15 protein-coding genes and 1 CRISPR repeat array are annotated in these 19,037 nt (G+C 52.6%); all 15 genes read right to left on the bottom strand.

Translation table 11 applies throughout. The annotated features are described in order from the left end of the window. Nucleotides 1–47 precede the first annotated feature (47 nt). A CRISPR array of direct repeats spans nucleotides 48–1,286; the repeat unit is 29 nt; unit sequence TTTCAATCCCAACTTGGTTCGATTAAGAC. 184 nt (nucleotides 1,287–1,470) lie between these two features. Beyond that, entirely contained in the window at nucleotides 1,471–1,872 is a 402-nt protein-coding gene (locus tag H5U08_RS00810) for a hypothetical protein (protein ID WP_297029170.1), read from the bottom strand. Then, nucleotides 1,869–4,028 (bottom strand): TIGR03986 family CRISPR-associated RAMP protein, encoded by a 2,160-nt coding sequence (locus H5U08_RS00805; protein WP_297029168.1) that lies wholly within the window; start codon nucleotides 4,026–4,028, stop codon nucleotides 1,869–1,871. Before H5U08_RS00805 ends, H5U08_RS00810 begins: the two co-directional genes overlap by 4 nt. Next, complete coding sequence (gene csx19 / locus H5U08_RS00800) at nucleotides 4,025–4,618, bottom strand: CRISPR-associated protein Csx19 (RefSeq protein ID WP_297029166.1); 594 nt, start codon at nucleotides 4,616–4,618, stop codon at nucleotides 4,025–4,027. Before csx19 ends, H5U08_RS00805 begins: the two co-directional genes overlap by 4 nt. Next, nucleotides 4,615–6,072, bottom strand: coding sequence for an RAMP superfamily CRISPR-associated protein (locus H5U08_RS00795; RefSeq protein WP_297029164.1), 1,458 nt, complete (start codon nucleotides 6,070–6,072; stop codon nucleotides 4,615–4,617). Before H5U08_RS00795 ends, csx19 begins: the two co-directional genes overlap by 4 nt. A 2-nt stretch (nucleotides 6,073–6,074) precedes the next feature. Beyond that, nucleotides 6,075–7,679 carry a CRISPR-associated RAMP protein Csx10 gene (gene csx10, locus H5U08_RS00790; RefSeq protein WP_297029162.1) on the bottom strand — a complete coding sequence of 535 codons (1,605 nt, stop codon included), beginning with the start codon at nucleotides 7,677–7,679 and terminating at the stop codon, nucleotides 6,075–6,077. After that, complete coding sequence (locus H5U08_RS00785; RefSeq protein ID WP_297029161.1) at nucleotides 7,676–8,365, bottom strand: RAMP superfamily CRISPR-associated protein; 690 nt, start codon at nucleotides 8,363–8,365, stop codon at nucleotides 7,676–7,678. Before H5U08_RS00785 ends, csx10 begins: the two co-directional genes overlap by 4 nt. A 13-nt stretch (nucleotides 8,366–8,378) precedes the next feature. Then, on the bottom strand, nucleotides 8,379–10,034 hold the full coding sequence (locus tag H5U08_RS00780; RefSeq protein WP_297029160.1) for a hypothetical protein: 1,656 nt from the start codon (nucleotides 10,032–10,034) through the stop codon (nucleotides 8,379–8,381). A 7-nt stretch (nucleotides 10,035–10,041) separates the two neighbouring features. Further along, nucleotides 10,042–10,500, bottom strand: a complete 459-nt coding sequence (locus H5U08_RS00775; RefSeq protein ID WP_297029158.1) for a hypothetical protein — start codon at nucleotides 10,498–10,500, stop codon at nucleotides 10,042–10,044. Between the two features lie 431 nt (nucleotides 10,501–10,931). Next, nucleotides 10,932–13,676 carry a CRISPR-associated helicase Cas3' gene (gene cas3 / locus H5U08_RS00770; RefSeq protein ID WP_297029156.1) on the bottom strand — a complete coding sequence of 915 codons (2,745 nt, stop codon included), beginning with the start codon at nucleotides 13,674–13,676 and terminating at the stop codon, nucleotides 10,932–10,934. Between the two features lie 2 nt (nucleotides 13,677–13,678). Beyond that, nucleotides 13,679–14,497 carry a type I-B CRISPR-associated protein Cas5b gene (cas5b, locus tag H5U08_RS00765; RefSeq protein WP_297029155.1) on the bottom strand — a complete coding sequence of 273 codons (819 nt, stop codon included), beginning with the start codon at nucleotides 14,495–14,497 and terminating at the stop codon, nucleotides 13,679–13,681. A 26-nt stretch (nucleotides 14,498–14,523) separates the two neighbouring features. Beyond that, nucleotides 14,524–15,636, bottom strand: a complete 1,113-nt coding sequence (gene cas7i / locus H5U08_RS00760; RefSeq protein ID WP_297029153.1) for a type I-B CRISPR-associated protein Cas7/Cst2/DevR — start codon at nucleotides 15,634–15,636, stop codon at nucleotides 14,524–14,526. Between the two features lie 27 nt (nucleotides 15,637–15,663). Further along, a complete protein-coding gene (locus H5U08_RS00755; protein WP_297029151.1) occupies nucleotides 15,664–16,179 on the bottom strand; it encodes a hypothetical protein in 516 nt (171 codons plus the stop codon). Beyond that, nucleotides 16,157–17,353, bottom strand: a complete 1,197-nt coding sequence (gene cas8a1, locus H5U08_RS00750; protein ID WP_297029150.1) for a type I-B CRISPR-associated protein Cas8b1/Cst1 — start codon at nucleotides 17,351–17,353, stop codon at nucleotides 16,157–16,159. Before cas8a1 ends, H5U08_RS00755 begins: the two co-directional genes overlap by 23 nt. Beyond that, nucleotides 17,346–18,092, bottom strand: coding sequence for a CRISPR-associated endoribonuclease Cas6 (gene cas6 / locus H5U08_RS00745; RefSeq protein ID WP_297029148.1), 747 nt, complete (start codon nucleotides 18,090–18,092; stop codon nucleotides 17,346–17,348). The genes cas8a1 and cas6 overlap by 8 nt, the downstream gene beginning before the upstream one ends. A gap of 27 nt (nucleotides 18,093–18,119) precedes the next feature. Next, nucleotides 18,120–18,305, bottom strand: coding sequence for a hypothetical protein (locus H5U08_RS00740; protein WP_297029146.1), 186 nt, complete (start codon nucleotides 18,303–18,305; stop codon nucleotides 18,120–18,122). Between the last annotated feature and the right edge of the window lie 732 nt (nucleotides 18,306–19,037).

Here is a 19,037-nt window from a genome sequence, read left to right as displayed (position 1 = left end):
GATTAAGACGCACTTTCAAGTGGTCGTTCACAACCACGTTTTATTAGTTTCAATCCCAACTTGGTTCGATTAAGACGAGGTTGGACGCGACTGTCACTTGTTCGCCATCTAATGGTTTCAATCCCAACTTGGTTCGATTAAGACGAGTCGGTCGATGCGGCGCAGAAAATCGCGGTCGATAGTTTCAATCGCAACTTGGTTCGATTAAGACCTTGCGAAGCGGTAGGCATACCGGTAACCGGCACGTTTCAATCCCAACTTGGTTCGATTAAGACCGGACACGACCGTCCTGGCACTCCTGACGCCGTGAGTTTCAATCCCAACTTGGTTCGATTAAGACCAGGAAAGTCCTTGTGATGGCGAGATTCAGCAAATCATCGCGTTTCAATCCCAACTTGGTTCGATTAAGACTCCCGGAAGCTATCTACAAAAGGTTCTTATTAGCCTATGTTTCAATCCCAACTTGGTTCGATTAAGACGAAATGGGGGAACTCTCCCCAAATTTCCGATTTCACAGTTTCAATCCCAACTTGGTTCGATTAAGACGCTGAAGTGGACGCTAATGCGGAACGGGGCGGCTCCTTGTTTCAATCCCAACTTGGTTCGATTAAGACTCGAGGATCCGGAATTTCTTTGCTTCCTCTTTCCACGGTTTCAATCCCAACTTGGTTCGATTAAGACATTGAAATTGCTACCTATAGTTGCAGAAATGGAATTATCGTTTCAATCCCAACTTGGTTCGATTAAGACCGTCTACGTTCAGTTTTCTGGTCATCCGGATATCCGGTTTCAATCCCAACTTGGTTCGATTAAGACATCTTGCATCCAGAGACGGTCGCCCAAGTGCTGAAAAGTTTCAATCCCAACTTGGTTCGATTAAGACTTACCGCCGGTCACTGGGCCGGTGGCTAGCAGTGGAGTTTCAATCCCAACTTGGTTCGATTAAGACGCTACATTCTTTGTCGAAGTTAGAAAAGAACACCTTGTATTTCAATCCCAACTTGGTTCGATTAAGACCTTGGATTCTAGCGGGAACATCATTGGTTGCAACTTTATTTCAATCCCAACTTGGTTCGATTAAGACCACAAACATTTTGTAAAATGAGAATAGGGATGATTCATTTCAATCCCAACTTGGTTCGATTAAGACAAGTTGTGTCTAGACCGTAACTTACAACACAAAATTTATTTCAATCCCAACTTGGTTCGATTAAGACTACGGCGTGCAAGCCGCGAGCCAGCATCACGCTGTCACGATTTCAATCCCAACTTGGTTCGATTAAGACCCTCCCCGGAAAGCCGGTATTTTCCGGGGTTTTCCCCCTCCTCCCACCCCCTGTTTTGCAGTCGATCGCCGGTCGTGCGAAAATCCCTGGAGATCGACTGCAACTAAGCGTACGAAAGGAATCCAGTCCTGTCAAGCCCCACAATAGTGGTGGACTGCAATGCCCAGAGAAAGGGGTGGCCAGTTCAGATGAGGATCCCCGGCGGCGGGAACTGGCGGCACAGCTCGGCAATCTCCGCCCGAACCCGCGGCGCCACCTCCTCGATCCGCTCCAGATTGCGGCAGACCGTGTCGATCCACGCGGCGATGCGGTCCATTTCGGGCTCCTTCATCCCCCGGGTGGTGAGGGCCGGGGTCCCCAGCCGGACGCCACTGGTGACAAACGGCTTGCGGGGATCGCCGGGCACCATGTTGAAGTTGGCGATGATGCCCGCTTTGGCCAGTGCCTGGGCCACATCCTTCCCCGAATAGGGGGTGTCGCGGAAGTCCATGACGAGCAGGTGGGTATCGGTGCCGCCGCTGACGAGGCGGTATCCTTTTTCGAGCAGCTTTTCAGCAAGCCGCCGGGCCACATTGCGCGCGGTCAAGGCCGTGCGCCCGAGTTGCCGGAATTCGGTTCAGTTAGACGGGAGATACTCGCGTCGAAGGCGCAAGGGTCGGGCAAAACTGGCCGGTCGCGGTATTCATTTGGCTGAATCGTCATGTATCGCGTGTTGGGTCGGTTTTTGTTTTTTAAGAAGAGCTTGCCCTGTGGATCGGGCGGAAAACCCGGCCATTCCATCATCTTGAGGAGCATCCCAAAACGCTTGATTTCGGAAAGATGACGGCGGTTGTTCAGTCCAAGCGTGCCGAGGATGTGTTGCTCGAAGGCCTGCGTGAGTCTTTCCAATGTTGGCCGATCGGAAAGCGATTGGCCGGAATCTGTAACTCCCGCTTGCCAGTGATCGTCTTCAAAGAGTGCGCTGTAGCGCTTTGGACGATCTGTCAAATAGAGTGTGGCCTCCAGCGTCACTGCACCCATGCCCAGTGGCTTGCCCATGCCGAGATGATGACAGTAGGTCTTCGCTGGATCGCCTAACGGGTGTAGCGTCCAGCACAACGCCCCCAACTCACGATCAGAAAGGTTTTCGAAGTAGATCCGGAACTTGAACTTCACGCCTGGTTTTACGGGGCTGAATTGGGTGTGTTGTGTGCTGGTTTCTAACTCACGGAGCCGTGTCCTCTCCTCCTCGATTCGCTCCCGAATTTGATCGAGCGTCAGCCCCTCGTCTGGGCTCAGTCCCTGATGCCAGTAGCGCTTATGTCCACGGATAACGGTTTCATGTGGTGGTGGACTATCATAGTGATCGAGTCGGTTCTTGTCGTCTGGTTCCTGCTGAGTCAGGTAATGCTGAAAAGCAGTGGGTTTGGGCGTGGCGAGAATCTTAGGAGTGATAGGTTCATCGGAGAGCCAGTAGTCAGTTTGGCCTTCTTCTAACACGGCATCCGTTACGAACACTCGTCCGGCGTAGGCGCGACGTTTATCGCCTTGCGGCGGTAGTTGTCCAGATGGAAAGTCGTCTTTGCTCCTCACAAAACCAAATATTGCATCTGCATAGTCAACCTGTAATGGGTCTCGAAGCGGTTGAGGGATCAACTGATGAATTGATCGCTGATAGGGGAGGCGAAACATCATCGTAGGACCGAAGAATACAAGATTACCCGTCTCATCAACAAGGTAGAAAAGCGGATCACCATCTCTGGTTAATGGGCGAGTAGGTAATCCACGGGTTAGATCCCGATCCTCCTGATACATCTCCCATAACTCGTCTGGAATAGGAGTAAGTGGCTGCGTGGGATCAGGCTCGTAGATTGCACAATGCCAGTGCTTGGGATGCTTGCCGCCTATGTGACCCGACTCGACTAGTTTGGCTGGAACCAGATCGGGATCCGGCGAAGCCGATACTTTCTGTGTTACGGCCAGGTCCAAGGTTAAATTGCCCCGACCACGTCGCCCACGGCTGGAAGGGGTTCGTTGAGCTGGCTGAACAAACACGTCGTGAACTCGTTGCCGACCATGTCCTCCAATAATAGGCTGAGCCTGATTGTATTCGACATGAACAAACGTCTCACCATGTATCTCCTGGGCAGGCTGAATAGCCCATCCGGTATCAGTTTTTCGCAAATATCCACCCTTTACCTGCAAAGATGGATAGTCGAAATGCATGTGCGGACTTGCGGTTTTATTAGGTCCGAGCATCTGCTGACGATAATGATCACCTAATGATGAAGGATCACCAACGGCTCGATAGATGAGCCTTTTATCCGTGACCCACTGCATCTTTCCGTAGCTCACAATCTCCAGGACACTGCGGAGCATGCCGCGCAGGCTGCTGCCGGGAATGACGGGTCGGCTGCGGTCGCGAGTGTAGAAGAAATCGGGTGTGTTTTTGATGCGATCGGTATAACGTGTCCGATCGTCGATCGCACGACCGTGCCTGTCTTTGTTTTGTTCCTCCAGGTCAAATTCCTCGCGAGTGAGCGGACATCGTACATACAAAGGAGATTTCGTGGTCAGTGTCACCTCAAAATAACCTGTGTGTCGGTCAGGGTCATAGCGGTCGTGGTCAGGTAAATCATTGGCGTTTTCCACCACCGTCACTACCTTTTCGGGCAATGGTACAAAGTTATAAGGTGCGCTGGCGATGCGATGGGAGGAGGGATTCTTGTGTTTGGGTAGATTTAAGATCTGACGGGTGCTCATTTTACTTCCTCCAATTTCAGGTCGAAGAGTCGGCTGGCGACGATGCGGGTGAAACCACTTTCATCGTCTTGCAGATAATGTCGCACCCAGAGGCGCAGGGGGCGGCTTGATTCGTCAAATCTCCCTCTCACATCGAGCGGGACGGCATGACGCAGCCCTTGTGCGCCATCGCTCATCAGCGTGAAGCCGTTGGCGAGTGGCTGGGGATCGGTACCCCAGAGGATCTGCGGTTCGTCAATGGCGTCAGTGAATGTGGGCTTTTCTCCATGCCCAGCATCGCGAATCAAACGCGCATGCCAGCGGTTGTCGCCATCCCGCCAGAGCAGGAGTTCGGCGCGAGTGGCGAATAACCGCACCTGCTGCAGTGTCTCGGCGCGAAGGGGTGGAGACACTTCGGGTGCCACGCTCTCGGATGTGACCAGTTGTCCGTTACGCAGCTCACCCCAGATCACACCGTCGTCGGCGTGCGCCAGCAGCCACCTCAGGTTGTGCTGAACAGCCTGTGTTTGTAGCCAGACTTTCACGTCGCTGATGGAACAATCTGTGATGGGTTCAACCACCGCAGGATGTGATTCGATCTCACGTTTCACTTCTCCGCCTCCTTAAAGTGCCGATTCAGGGCCGCAACGAATCGCTCCAGCTCATGACGCTCGCCGGTGATGTTCAGTCCCTGCTCATTGGTTCGGATTTCCCAGCGTCTGGATGTCCCGTCGCGCTGAAGAATGAGGGTTGCACGTTCTCCCCTGAGACGCCCCCGCCCGATGCTGCTCTCGCCTCCTAGGGGCAAATCGCCTGTCCAGAGATCTTTCAGCAGGAGCAGAAGCATGCCGATCTCATGATCTTCCGGGTTGATAAGCCGAATGTCCACGGTCAGTGTTGTCCGCGTGCTCCCAAACGCGGGCTGCTCGCTAAACAGCGCAGTCTCTCTTGCGCCGCCGGTGAAGCGGTCGATGCTGACACGGTGTTGGACAAGGTCTGTCCTGGCGTTTTGCACTACGGTCTCGGTGACGATGATGCGACTGGCTTCGGGTTGCACACCTGGCTGCATTTCTTTGCCGAACATTCCGTCAATCAACCCCTGGGCTTGCCCTCTGGCACCCAGTGTTTTGGCGATCTTCAGGGCACGCGCCCTGATCGCCCCGGCGAGGCTCGTCCCGGACAAGACTGGCTTTCGGGTCCCGTCCGCCTGCCGTGCATGCAGGTGTACCATGTCCGGTCCCCGATCGTCCTGCCCACTGCCGGAACGAATAAGCAGCGAGCCATCAAGCAGAAACGTGGCAGTGATAGAGAAGAATTGACGGCGATCTTCTACGAGGTCCGCAATCTCCAGAGCTGTTTTGATGTCAGGTACAGATGTAACGTTTATGAGAGGCTCATCTCCATGTTCGAGCCAATCCAGCAAATCTACAGTCCGAGTCAGGTCATAGGTCTTAACCCGCCATCCTGCGACGATGACCCGACCGTAGCCGCGTCGCTTTCGCGCGCCCAAAGTAATGCTGCCATCGTTGAATCCCGTGAGCGCAGTAGCCAGAGCGCGTTTCAAAGCGTCTGCGTCATCGCCTTCCCTGATGAGAAGTTCAAATCGCAAGGGGAAGGTCGTTCCCGACTCCCACAGTTGCAGATCAAACAACCTATCCTGTCGTGCGGTGCGGCTTTTGGGATCGATACCAACCCCATCTCGCGTCTCGACACCGAAGGTTCCCGGTTTGCCCAGCGCATCCTCCACGATAAGGGGGCTTTGCTCTCCCTCGTCATCACCCTTCAAACTGCCGAAAAGGAGCACGCTTGCCGAAGAACGGCCAGCAGATTGTCTGTAGCCGTGTTCCCGCTCCCGCAGGTAATTCCGCAATGCTCCCGCGATGGAAGCGCCCGTCAGCAACGGTGTCTTCTCGTCAAAAGGATCCACCAGGAGCGGCATATCGGTCAACTCGTCGGTGTCACCGTTGCTGAACTGCGCAGGGGTCTGGAGGATCAGATCTCCCTCAACCACTATACGGGCGACGATTCGCCGCGATGTGTCAGGCGACCAGAGGGGGTAGGTCATGGCTATTCTGCCTCCTTCCGGCTTTCTTTGACGGCGCGGGCCAGTAATGCATCGACCAGACGTATAAGATACTCGATGCGAAGCGCATCAGTGAGACTTGCCTGGATGCTGCCGATCCGGGGAACGTCAGTCTGTTGAAATCCGAACCTCGTTTCCCAGGCGGAGATCTGTAATGTCTCTTCAATCCAGTTCAATAAGATCTCCGCTCCCACACGGGCTCGCTCGAATTGTCTGCGTGCTGTATTGCGTTCCCTAACGCTCTTCAGGAACTTGAATATCCGTTGCGTAGAGGGAGTTTCTTTCATTAGCTCATCGTGAAGAATGCTTCGAAGCCTTGAGATTTGCGCGTTGCTTGGGGGATTGATGATATGAATATCATTGGCCCGGGCGATCAACCGTTCGTCCAACCGTCGCCGCAGCATTCGTTCTGCCATCCGCTTGAGCAACTGCTCACTATCCGAACCTGGTGGGACCGTCATGGTCCGAGCGAGTTGTGACGAGGAAGGCTTGTCCACCTGTAATTCTGCTTCCGTTTGCCAGTTGATAGCGACGCGTCCGAAGCCCTCGGCCCGACGCTCGCCGATGCCTTGCACTTCCAGTTGGAGCAATTTACTTTCGTCACAGTCCGGCTTGTCATACACGAACACGCTGCCCATGTGGACGGCGAGTGCTTGTGGCAGCGGCAACCCCCACTTGCGGTTAAACCCGCCAACAATTTCTCCCCGCAAGAATGCACATTGCAGCCTCAAAGGAACGCCCAGGCGCTCGGACAGCGCCTGGGTGACCAAACACGAGTCAACTGCAAATTGGCCATTCTCATCGCGTAGCAGAGCGTTACTCAACAGCGTGACAATCAACTTGCCGTGCACGTTGGCTACGAAAGGATTACCAGTCTCGCGCCAGGTATCTAGTTCTTTTACGTCATGAAGCAACACCTGCCCGTACCCGCCGCTGCGCGAACCGCCTAATGTCACCTCATCTTTAAGTAACGAACGCAGCATGGTGGCATCTGCATCGTTGTCACATATAACCGCGGCCTCAAAGGTTTGCCTTGCCGCCAGCGCGTTGTAGCGGTAAACGGCCCCCGGCACGTCGCCCTTCGAAGGATCGATCACATTACCCGGCATGGCTCGTCCGAATCGGCGTGTTCGCGCGGTGTGCACAGAGATGTGTCGTTCAGGTTGAACCAGGTGGACCTTTTGCTTGGCCCCATCTTGCCTTTCTCCCAATGAGCAAAACGGTTGGCCGATACCTTGCCACTGTTTATCGTCTGCATCTGGTATCTCCAGTGCAAAATCGAAGATGCCTGTTTCATTCCCCTTTTCGTGTTGCCATGACAGCGGTGTGGGCAGGGAGCGCTGCTCCAGGCGGTCGAGCGGATAGCCATTGAGGTAGCGCGTCGTTCCGTCGAAGAAGAGCCGGCGAACCTGAGGATCGGCAGCATCCAATTCGGTTTGGTTGTTGCTGCGAAGGTACTTCTTGATGATTGCCCCACGCAGAGTGCTGCCCGGAATATAATCGAGGGAAACCCCCTCGTTCGGGTCGCCTTGAAGCGCGGTCGCCAGCGTTGGCTCAAGCAACGTGATGCGATAAACAATGACCCTCATAATGCGTCTCCTTGCGAAGGATTCACAAGTTTCCGGAAGTGCTCAAAGCACTCATTGGTGATGTCGTTGCCCCGGTCGTCGTACAATCGTGCCGCGAGCCGACCTCGTCCACGACTGCGGCCTGTGCCAGCGCGACGCAGAGACAGAATGCACGCGGCGAGAAGGGCCTTCGCCGTCTGATCTGGTTCTTCATCGAAATTCAATGCTGCAATGAAGGGCGTAGTGCGCAGCACGACCCGCATAGAGCGGAGACTGCGTTCCTCAGGGGCACCTGTTTTTTCGTCCACTGCTGTCTGGCGGCGGATCGCGGTCAGTGCTTCCAGAACATCTGCCGGTTTCAGATCGCCACGGCGGAGATCTGCCTCGATAGCGGCTCGTAATTCCTCAGGCAGCAGTGCCGGACCGACATGCATCCTCGCTTCGTCGTCTACACTGCTGCCTGGTTGGCCGAATAGGAACCCCGCCGCACGCTCAAGCTGGGAGGAGGCGGGCGAATTCTGTCGGCGAAGAGCGAACAGGATATTAGCACACTCCTCAGCCAGCAGACCCTTTAACGTACGCCCTCGGAGAAAGGGCAACCCGGTGGAGGCATCGTGTTCCACCTCTTCATCCACGAGCCCGACCACACCATCGCCTCGCCCAAAGGTTGTATCGCTTTTAAGTGTAATGCGGATTTGCAATTTCATCGCGGAGCATCCCCTACAGTGGAATAAACCAATCTGCCAGTTCAATCGCATCAAAGTAACCGCAATATCCACCATGCCAACCAGTCGTCTCCCACCCAGTCAGCGACAGCTCCACGTCGGGAAGCGGTTTGTTTTCATTGAACTTCCTCAGGAAGTGCTGCACAGCATCCGGGCCTTCTCGTAACGCATCACGGAGGACTTTGACTTTGTTACGACGCCCTGCCCAGTTTTCACCTTGAAACTCCATGATGCCTTTTTCTACGACTGTCCAAGTTCGGCACGAGTCTTTTGGATTATCCCCAAGCGTTACAGGACGAAGCGTCAGAGAACCAGAGCGCACCTTGTATTCCCGCTCTCGAATCTCGTCAATGCCTCCTGACAATCCACTCAGTGCAAAATGCCAGTCCAGACATGATCCATCCCAATCACCCTGAGAATCACGAATGATCCGGCGATAGTTTTTGGCTTTTCGACACAGTTCATCCGCTAAGGCATACGCTCGTGCGAAGGGATAATGGGCTTTCACGATGGCGACGCCCGCGCATGCCGTTAAACGCCCTTTCCCATCGGGCAGGTTTTTAGTGTGCTCTTCAAGCCGTTGCATATATTCGATAGCCAGAGACAGCCCCAGCCTTCCGTCACAGACAAAAGTCACATCATCCCCGCCGAAGACAATGGGACGGAAGGGAAGAAGATACGTACCATCTTCCCTGCGTAATTGAACTTCGGCAATGATTTTTCCCAGGGCGTTTTTGTAAACGATCCGGCCGCCACCATCGTTTTGAATGCGCGCCACCAGTTTGTTCAAGACATCTCGCAAAGCCTGCTGTGCTGCCTTGTCAACTTTCTTAGAGAAGGCACGCAGAGCCTTAATGTAGTCACGGTTCTGTGATGGATCAGGGTATTTCTCGCCGATTGCCATGATTCGCTGTCCGAGACTGTTTCCGTCGGCATGCACAACGGCAATGTAATTGTGCTCTCCGCGGGTGCCTCCAAGGTGATCAAGCTGGCTGGGGTAATCATAGCCGTCTGGGGGTGGGAGGATCGCTCTCAATCGCTGGTCAGCTTCACTCGGGCTCCCATCTTTCCTCTCGACAGCGCGCAACTTGGCCAGAATCTCGGCTGATACGGGTCGAGGCGGATCATCCCCGATACCTGGAGCGACAGCAACCGCCGGCAATCCGGTCGACCGACACATCACCGTCACACCCAGTCCCAGCAGGGGTGCAGATAGCGTACGGGCGCGTTTCTCCTCTGTAAGCTTCTTGAAGGTGGCCTTGATTTTCTGGGCGAGCGATTCGCCCCAATCAAAGGGGTTATGAACGATGACCAGTTGGAGGTTGGGCGCATCGGTTAATACTTTTCGCGAGAGCACCCGGGTGAAGTCCTTTGCCAAGGACTCCTCGCAAAACAGAACGAAAAAGTTTCCCCCGCCGGCATAGAGTACCTCAGCATCGAGCGGGTCGGATGGGTTTTCGATGCTCTTTGTGTCATCCAACATTCCTGTGGATTGAATGTTGTGTCGCGCGGCAACCTGTCGCACTGCTTCTTTGGCCCACGTCGTGGTGGCTTGGGCGACGAGGTGGGACGCGCCGACGTTCTCCCGTAATCGGTTACTGCCAAAGATGTAGGGCTGGATCTGCGCTGTGTCCACAACAACAAGATTCATGAATGGCTCACTCCTTTCCTTCAGGATCAGGCCCAGTTCGGGATAGGATCCACTCCCTCAGGTATTCGGCCAGACTGGCCAGATGTTTCCGCCCAAAGACGCGTATGCGGCCTTCGGGATCAACGTCGCGTCGCATCTCGTGTTCGAGGCCATCCGGATCGTTGCTGCAACAGACTAATGCGACGCGCGCCTTATCACCGCCTAATCGCCGGGCCCGGACATAGGCCTCAAAGCGTTTCTGTTTTAGCAACCCCTTTTGGCCATCTGTCGAGCCGGAGAATGCAAATAGTTGATAACCACGTATCGCAACCGCATCCACATCGAGTTCCACCTCCTCAGGAACAATATTCTGCGCGCACACGTGCAGGTAGGGCAATGTCGCCAAACCATTAAGCGCATCTTCGTGATATAGGATCGAGTCCTTCTTTGCATGCAGGATTAACACTCGGAAGAAGGATGGTTTCATCCGCACCTTCAGCAGTTTCGCTTAGCGCGAGTCATGCCCAAGTAGAAGTGGCGAAGCATCCGATCCGAAAGGGCTTCGCTGGAGATTCGCCCTCCGGGCAAGACAGCTTTCGAGTGGCTGACCGCAATCGCCATGGCCCTATCGGGTGAGAAAAACGAACACACGTCAGGTAAATTTCCCGCGATCAATTCTGATATGTTCTCTCCTCACTGATTGGTGTCGGCTGGGAAACGCAGCATTTCTCTGAAAAGCGGATCGCCCCGTGGTTTCCGCGCCAGACCAACTCCTCGTTTGGCCATCGGCGCTTGGTCCTACCAGCATTCATCGGCATCTTCGCCGGCAGCGGGGGCACAGGTTAAGCATATCAGGTACATCCCAGTCATCGACATCACTGAGATCGCGACGGGTATCTCCTATGCATGCGTCATCCTTCAGAGAATTGCTGTATCCTTACAACCCCATGGCGCTTCTGCAATAATTCCCATTCTCTCGTCATACTTGTAGTTTGCAAAATAGATACCCTGACACCAACGCATCAACGCCTTCTTAAGTGCCTCCTGTACACATGACAAATCCCTTACCCACCACTCAACCGGTTTAAATTCGCGCTGCTGTATTTGCTGCGCATAGAAAGGCACTTGCACAACGAATTTGGAAAGCACCTCCTTCTTGAATAAAGTAAAACACGTTCGTGTGTTATGTGTGTTATTGAAAAAAGTTTCAATAGCGGTGATAAACTCTTCTCTTCTGTGATCTGGGACTACAGATAGAGTATGTATGTCCCGAAAGATCTTTTGTGCGTCTTCCTTACGATCTGACATATAACCAGCATCAAGGATGTCTTTAGTCTGCCAAAACGTCCTCAAATAATCTGTTTCTTCAGATAGCGACTCGAAGAGCTTGTTTACCAGCTCATACTTGTCATACTCAGAGCAGACAAACTCAAATTCGCGCGGGCGGGAAACAGGCGTCTGCTCATCGGTTGGCCGTTTTCTCTTTCCTTTACGAGAGGTTTCTCTCCCTTCTCTCCGTGATCCCTCCTCGCAACCGAAGATCCCTTGGAGAACCGATTGTGTCCGATCATCAAGTTTGGGATGTTTCGTTAGCTTTTCAGATAGCCAATCTTTACAATGTTTATCGGGTCGATCTTTGAACAGCTTGATCGTAAGCAAAACAACATCTGGATCATAGACATAATGCTGCCCGGATTGCAATCCATGCTGGGAAACCCAAATATAAACATTGGGGTTATCGGGGGAAGGCACTTTCTGAGGGTCTGTCATGGGACCGTACCTTCTCAAAATCCTGCCCATCCGCTGCACGAGCGCATCAAGTGGTGCGACCTCGGTGAACAAGACATCGGCGTCGATATCGAGTGAAGCCTCCACTACCTGCGTCGCCACGAGGATTTTACCCTCTCTCTCAGAGTCTGGCTTGGGGTTCTTGAATGCCCCGCCCCTGCCACACATTTTTGCCTCCAGGGCATCGCGGTCGGCATGTGTGAACCGTGAATGCAAGAGCCATATTTTACTCTTAAGCGCTTTATACTGATTGTCTTTCTCGATTACATACTTGAGTCTCTCAAAAATGTCCTGAGCCTGTTTTACGGTGTTGGCAATCACGAGCACGCGCTTACCCTCGCAGGCTTGACTCAGCACCGGCACGAGCTTCTCTTCAGGGATGGTGAAGTCTGGCTTCTCCTTATCGGTGCGGTTTTCGATCAACTCGACCTTGATTTTGTGCTTCTTGATCTTTTCTAATGTGTCCTTCCCTTGTTTGTACAAATTGATGTATTCAAAGTTATTTTTCCCAACGGCGTCTACAATGTGTCTTCGCACAAATTCTGGCAGTGTGGCGGTCATCAGGAGAAATTTCCCGCCCATGCGCACGATATCTTCAATGAACTTGACCACGATCGCAGCGGCTCGGGGGTCGTAAGCCTGCACCTCGTCAATCACCAGTCGCGAATACGAAAATGTGGCGTAGATTTTCTCGTATCCTGGCGGACGCAAAGCGTAAGGAAAGAACTGGTCGCCTGTGGAGATGATGGCCGGGTAAGCCAGTTGGCGAGCAAGGTCGTATGCCTTGAGATTGGCCTGCCCTTCCCCTCCGTCTCCGAACAAGTACACATCGGCATCGGAATGGAGGAGACCAACCGTATTCTCACCGAAAACAGCTTTCGCCCGCTCAAATATCTGGTTGACGGCCGCCCGTAGGGGTAGGGTATAGAAAAATTTGTCACCGCTGCCCCAAAGGAAAGCAAACTCCGTCTTGCCATAGCCGGTAGGGGCGACCAGAATAACATTTTTATCCTTACAGACATTAATTGTCTCAAGCTGCCATATCTCGGTGCTATCCTGTAAATGTACCGGAGAACTCTCGATTTTTTCTTGTATTTTGCCTTTGACTTCTTTGACGATGTCATCTGGCCTCATCGGGCAGATTTCCCCCTCCGCGATGCTTACATCTTGCCCTTCTTCTTCACAAAACGAGGCAAAGTGGTCTGCACGCTGGAGAAATCCGGCGATGAGTATCCACTCACGCATTTTCTTATCGTCCAACCCCACCCGTTTCGGCAAGAAATAGAAGTGGTAAGGTGGTCGCGCGTATTCCGAAAGAGGGACCCCATTATGCAACCCGTTCGCCATCGTCTCATTGAATCCCACAAGCTCGTGCCAACCATCGCCCAGCTTCTCGATCTCCGCACGCAAGTTTTCTTCTAAGTTGCCCTTTACTGCCCCCAATGCATCTATCAAGGTTATAATATCTGCATGGGGGGAGCTAATGAGCTCAAAGAAATTCTCCCGCCAGTGATGATAGGCAATAGCCGAGAACACAAATTCTCGATAAGTATCCGCATCATGCTGTGGCAGTCTTTGCTTTAGCTTATCTTCATCTATCCACAGAAGGGAAAAGAACGAGTGAGGGATATCGATGAGGGGAGAGCACGGGGTGTAACACTTGTTTTTCAGCCTCTGAATTTGAAAGGCGGGTAGCACTTTTCCCCAGTCGTGGCAGACGATGGCAAGACGAATGAGTTCGCACAAAGAGCCATCGACCCGGTGCTTGATTTTGTCGAAAACGTGCAGAGCATCCCGGATGTGCTCATGGAGGCGTACCCGACGGCCTCCGTTTCTATCACAGCTCTTGGCACAGATGTCCACAACTGTGTTCATAACTATCCTATAAAATTTGCAAGGAAAACAGGAAGATGCCTTTCCTCGTCAAAAAGAAGATTCTTGCCGACCAGTAAACCGTCACTCAATTTAGCCGTAATATACTCGAAGATTCGCCTGCCGTGACGATTTCGAGTGTGCGTATAGTCCTCGACGGTCCAGAAGGTCGGTAACCGGTAGATAAGCCCCTCATAAGTTTTGAAATAAGACTCTGGATGATTTGCTTCCGGAAACATTTTCTCAGGAATCCAGAAGAAATGTCTAAAGTTACCATCTTCTCTTTGGAAGTTACAAGCAGATAACTCGCGTATGCATGCTATCTCTTCTATAACAATCCAGTCTTCTGCACGTCCAAGATGCAAAATCTCCAGTCGTTGAACAGGATTTCTCAATGAAGCGCGGATGTACTCAAGAAATGACTTATCTTCGTGCGCTAGATGAATCACCAGACGGACATCGTTGAGGACATCGATGAGAATGGGGGATTGGCCGCCGATGTGCTCCACATGACCACCGATACTGCGGTTCTCGATACTGCCGAAACGATCCACATGAGCCGATTGAGATAGGTTGCGAAACCAGGTATATTCCGTGGTCTTACTCTCGAAGCGACCGGCGATAGAGATTTTCATCGCTCTGAGCTTCCTGTATTCCTCTTTTTCCTGGTCGTCAATCCCCAGCACGTTGCAGAGAAATCCGATCACGGTGGAGTAGGGCGGGATAGGATATGTATGCCGCCGCTGATAGGTGAAAGGTACCCGATAGTGCGCCTGCGGCTGGTAGATCCTGATCCGTAAGATGTAACTCGAGCTTGCGAACATCGTGCCCTTCCTATGCAGGTTCTGAACTACTCCGCTTTGTTGTTCTGCATTTGCGTATTATGTTCCAGACCCAATTTCTTCAGAAATTCACCCCAATCTCTTATTATAGCTTGATTCTGCCAATAATCCTCGTTTACTTTCAATCGCTCACAGTCCTGAATGTACACAATCGACTGGTTTCCCTCCTTTTCCAGCCAGGAGTTTTTCAGCGCGTCGCCAACGCCGATCACCTTCCACTGGCCGTCTTCTCTGCGCACGTCAATGTAGGGATGGAAAATGGGCGAGGGTACCCTCACCGCTCCGGCGATGAAAAAGAGCGGGACGATCGTGTTGGCTTCGCCGCTGGACTGGGCGTAAAGCCCGTTTTTGATGGCTTCGAGGACATCGCGAATTCGCTCTACTTTTGCCTTATGCGATACTGTGAAGGTTACCTGGAATTTGTCGTTCAAATTAGTCCATTCAATCATTCCCTCTTCATTGACTTTCCACATATTTGGGCTAGCTGCCTCTCCAGGCAACGCTTTTCTATCGCTGTTCGAGATTGCGAGAATCAGCTTATCGGCTTCCTGTTGCGGTTGTGTCCCCAGAATCCAGATATCCTTTCCCAGTACTGTGGCATCGATTGTAAAGGTCAACTTGTAGTACGAAACATGTTCCTCTTTGTTGTAGAGGCCGGGCATAGTTTCAGAGTATCCCTCGGTTCTTCTTCGCGTGACAAGATCATGGTTCGCATAGAAGGCAAGATCGGCCTCATACGAGACCAAAGATATCGCTTTAGTTATTCCCAGAGGGGCTTTTCGAGTAAGCGAGCGCTCACCCTCGATCGTAAACATATAACCGAATACGTCCAATTCCGGACTGGTGATAATGTCTGCCCGTGTGATATCAAATTGTAACGTCTTTTTGTCTCCTGCACCTCTTTCAGCAACCGGCGCTGGTTCCCATCTTTTAGATTGTGTCTTACATAGAGTCTGAAACAGGTAGTGCCGTATGGCGGGCTTGCCGATGAAGGAGCGGATCTCGCCGTTGACATTGAGCTTCTTGATCGAAAGGATGTTGCCCCCGATCTTCTCGTCGCGGTTCAAAGCCGCGCCGTCGAAGATAATCGTGACAGTGACGTTCTTAATTGTGTTGCTCATGGCTTCCTCCTTTAGTTATAGGCTTTCTTATTCTATTTCTTCCTGACCCAGGATGCCGCTCAGGAACGAAAACAGAAAAACCTTAAAAAGCTCATCTGAGTAAACCGGCTTGAAGGCTTCCACAAGCTGGGTGGGAAATTCCCTCTTCGCCGAGACGAAGATACGCAGAATCGCATGAAATGCTTCGTCCCGCTTGCCGGCTCGGACAAGCTCCAGGATACGGTAGCCTTGCCGGTCAAACACATCCTTGAGGCCGCTATCCTTCTTTAGGGCAAACCCGGTACGCTTCAGGGTCTCCATGAGCTCGGAAGCGTTCCAGCCGGCGACCTGCCGATAGAGCCCCTGGAACTTCTTCTCATCTTCCTTTCCTCGCCGGTCTTCTCCGGCCCACTGGAGGAGGCTCTGAAGCCTCCGACTCAGCTCCCTCAGCGCAACGTAGGCCTGGCGAAACTGGTCGATATCCGGAGTCCCCGCCTTTAGTTGGTCTTCAAGTTGTTGCAGTTTCTGTTCCAAGCTCGCTTCAGAAGATACGGGAGCGCTCATACGTTTCCCTCCTTTTGCGCTTTTCCTCTATTAATGCGGAAAGCTGAAAGAGTTGATCGGCCACCTGGGCAGGATGTTGCTTGTTCTTGTCCAGCCTCAACGTCTGCTTCACAAAGTCCCTCTCTGATTTCCCCCACTCTCCATAAGGCTTAAGTCCGATGCGCAGGAGCCGATAGCCGAGTTCTATAAGACGGGAGAAATCCTGAGCGAGCACCAGATTGAGAATGCTGAACTCTCCAATCTGGCTGAGGAGCGAAGCAATTCGACGGTCCGCCAGGAGTTGAACAACCTCATAGGGTAAACTGAAGAACTCGATCTCTCCGCCACGCTTCGAGACGACCTCGATGTTCATCCCCGTCCAGACGCCGAGCGTGGTTTGGATCTTCGTAGCGTATTCGATCACGGACATGGCTAAGATGTTTCTTTTGCTCCGCATCTCCTTGGATGAAGCCGAGCCAAAGGTTTCCCGGGCAAATTTATTGAGATACCACATCACCTGAAAGGACGGTGCATTGATGAAGATCTCCGAGTCGTCGGAAAGTCGCGTGAGGGCGAGGTGGTGATTGAGCAACACAAAACTGCAGAAATCGCAAATTCGAAGACTCTGTTCAGGATTGAGATTCCAAAATGAATTCGGAACACCTTTCCCGCCAGCAGAAGCCCCGAGCTGTTTAGAATGTTCTGAGGTGAAGATATTTTTGTAGGAGAACCCAGAATTTCTGAAGCAGAAGGAGCATGTATCACCATTTCCGGAAGCTTGCCCAAGAGACCTTACAAATTGGCCAAATTGAAGGATTAGTGATTCGGATTTTTTTGACTGTTTAAATAGATAAGTTGTGTTAGCGTTAAAGAATCCCCTATACAAAGTGTTAAAAAGTTTTCCCCAAACCTCCTTGATCTTCTCGCTTTCGGCGCTTTCTTTTTTCTCTGTCAGTCTTTCCCAGCTTTCCAGCAGCCACTCTCTGGCAAGTAAAGGTATTTTGAATTTTTCGCCATCTCGTTCTACGTCGACATCTCTTGAGAGTAACATTGAAAGTGGTATTTGAACTTCTGCTCCCGAATATGGATAAAAAAGGCTTGCAGGGTCTACTCCAGTCCTTTCTAGCACCCTCAGTAATCCGATTACGCCTGCATTATAGAGCCAGTTGGAGGGATACAGCGTAAGGCTACTCATGGATGTCACCCTCTCCCTTGTAAAGTTTCTCGCGGCTGGGCGTTGGGACGAGCTCCAGCATGCCGAAGCCTTGGCTGCGGCGGACGCCCAAGCCGACCTGGTAAACGAGGTTGAGCACCTCGGGCTGCCCTTGTAATTCGAAAACACCGACAAAACCCTGCATGTGCATATTGTAGTGGCGAACGACCTTGCGATGAATGTCCAGAGGACAGAAGTCGATTGGGGCATCGGGCATATTCAGAAAAGTGCGGGCAATTTCTCGAACCGAAAACCTAAACCCCTCTTCAAATCCTTTATCGCCAGGCAGTAAGTAATGGTTTGGATCCCCTTTTGTGTTCACCAATACTGGTGCCATAGTCTTAAACCGTGCGTGGCTGACCGTCATTGCGCGAAATGGTGTGAGAAATATGCTTTGCAGGGTCGCTGTATTATGAAAAAGGGGAAATTGTGGAAGGCTGCGCAGTCCATTATAAAGACAGGAGATCAATTCGCGGGAATTGCTAGAGATGTGGAGAATCGCCTTAGTACCAACTCGGAAATCTCCATCGCCAACTGGTGTCAATCCTGGGAAAAACAGCGAGAACGTAAAGGGCTTAAGCACGTGGAGGCGGGAATAATAACGCTGGAAGCAGAGCGGATCACTTTGCTTGATCGCTTCTTTGAGCAGCGAGGCAAAGCCACGGCGATATTCCACCGGCAAGCGATCACTATGCAGGGAATAAACAACGCGGAGACGCATGGACGAATGGCTCCTATGCCGAGATTCCTACAACAACCACTGGCTGAATACCACGTTCAGACGGGATGATCGCAGGGGTGGTTGCCGGTAGGCCGTCTCCGAAGGCCCGTTGGGCCTGATGGGCACCATCAACTGTGGTGGCCGAAAAGGCACTCCGGTATTACTTCCGGAATTGGAGAGTTCAGCGAGCGCGAAAAAGTGAGTTCTGCCCATTAGGTCTTCCTTCGCGAGCAAGGGTGTCGAAACTGTACATTAGTGTAGCAGGCTGTGTCAGCGCGTCAAGCTTTGACTCATCCCCGCTTTGCCTCCGCCGAGAAGGACGGCAGTCTTCACAGGAGGTTCGCGTGAGAGGAAGATTCAACCCCGAGGAGCCTTCTCGCTACTTCCGCTTTGCAACACCAAGCTATGCATCACGGCTCCCCGGGCACGACAAGCGTGCCCCTCCGAAGCGCCTCTCGGTGGGACGTGCCTGTCACGTCCACATTCGGAGGGACCCGCTCGTTGGGTCCGATGAACACCGATTGATAATCCATGCCGCTTCGCCGGGCACGACAAGCGTGCCCCTCCGAAAGAATTCCGGAGGGACGTGCTTGTCACGTCCACATTCGGAGGGACCCGCTTGTCGGGTCCACCGTTTAACGCTCGATCATCCATTGCTTTCCGGCGGGGACTGAAGTCCCGCGCCGATAGCGGGGCTAAAGCCCGGCACTCCATATGGAGTGCGGCGATTCATCGCCGCTTTTGGGTGAAGGCTTTAGCCTTCACCACCTCGTCATTTGCCGTTTGCCGTGTTTTCCCGCGAACACAGAAACGATCCGCGGGTAGGGGCAATTCATGAATTGGCCCTACCGTCAACTTGGAAGACGAGTTCGAATCGGGTTGGAACGGCAGTGTGGACCAGAAAGAACGGGCGCCCACCGGGCATGAACTTCTGATCGACGTTAT

The sequence above is a fragment of the Thermogutta sp. genome, assembly GCF_014359955.1.
GTDB lineage: Bacteria > Planctomycetota > Planctomycetia > Pirellulales > Thermoguttaceae > Thermogutta.
This window is presented reverse-complemented; position numbering and strand designations above follow the sequence as displayed.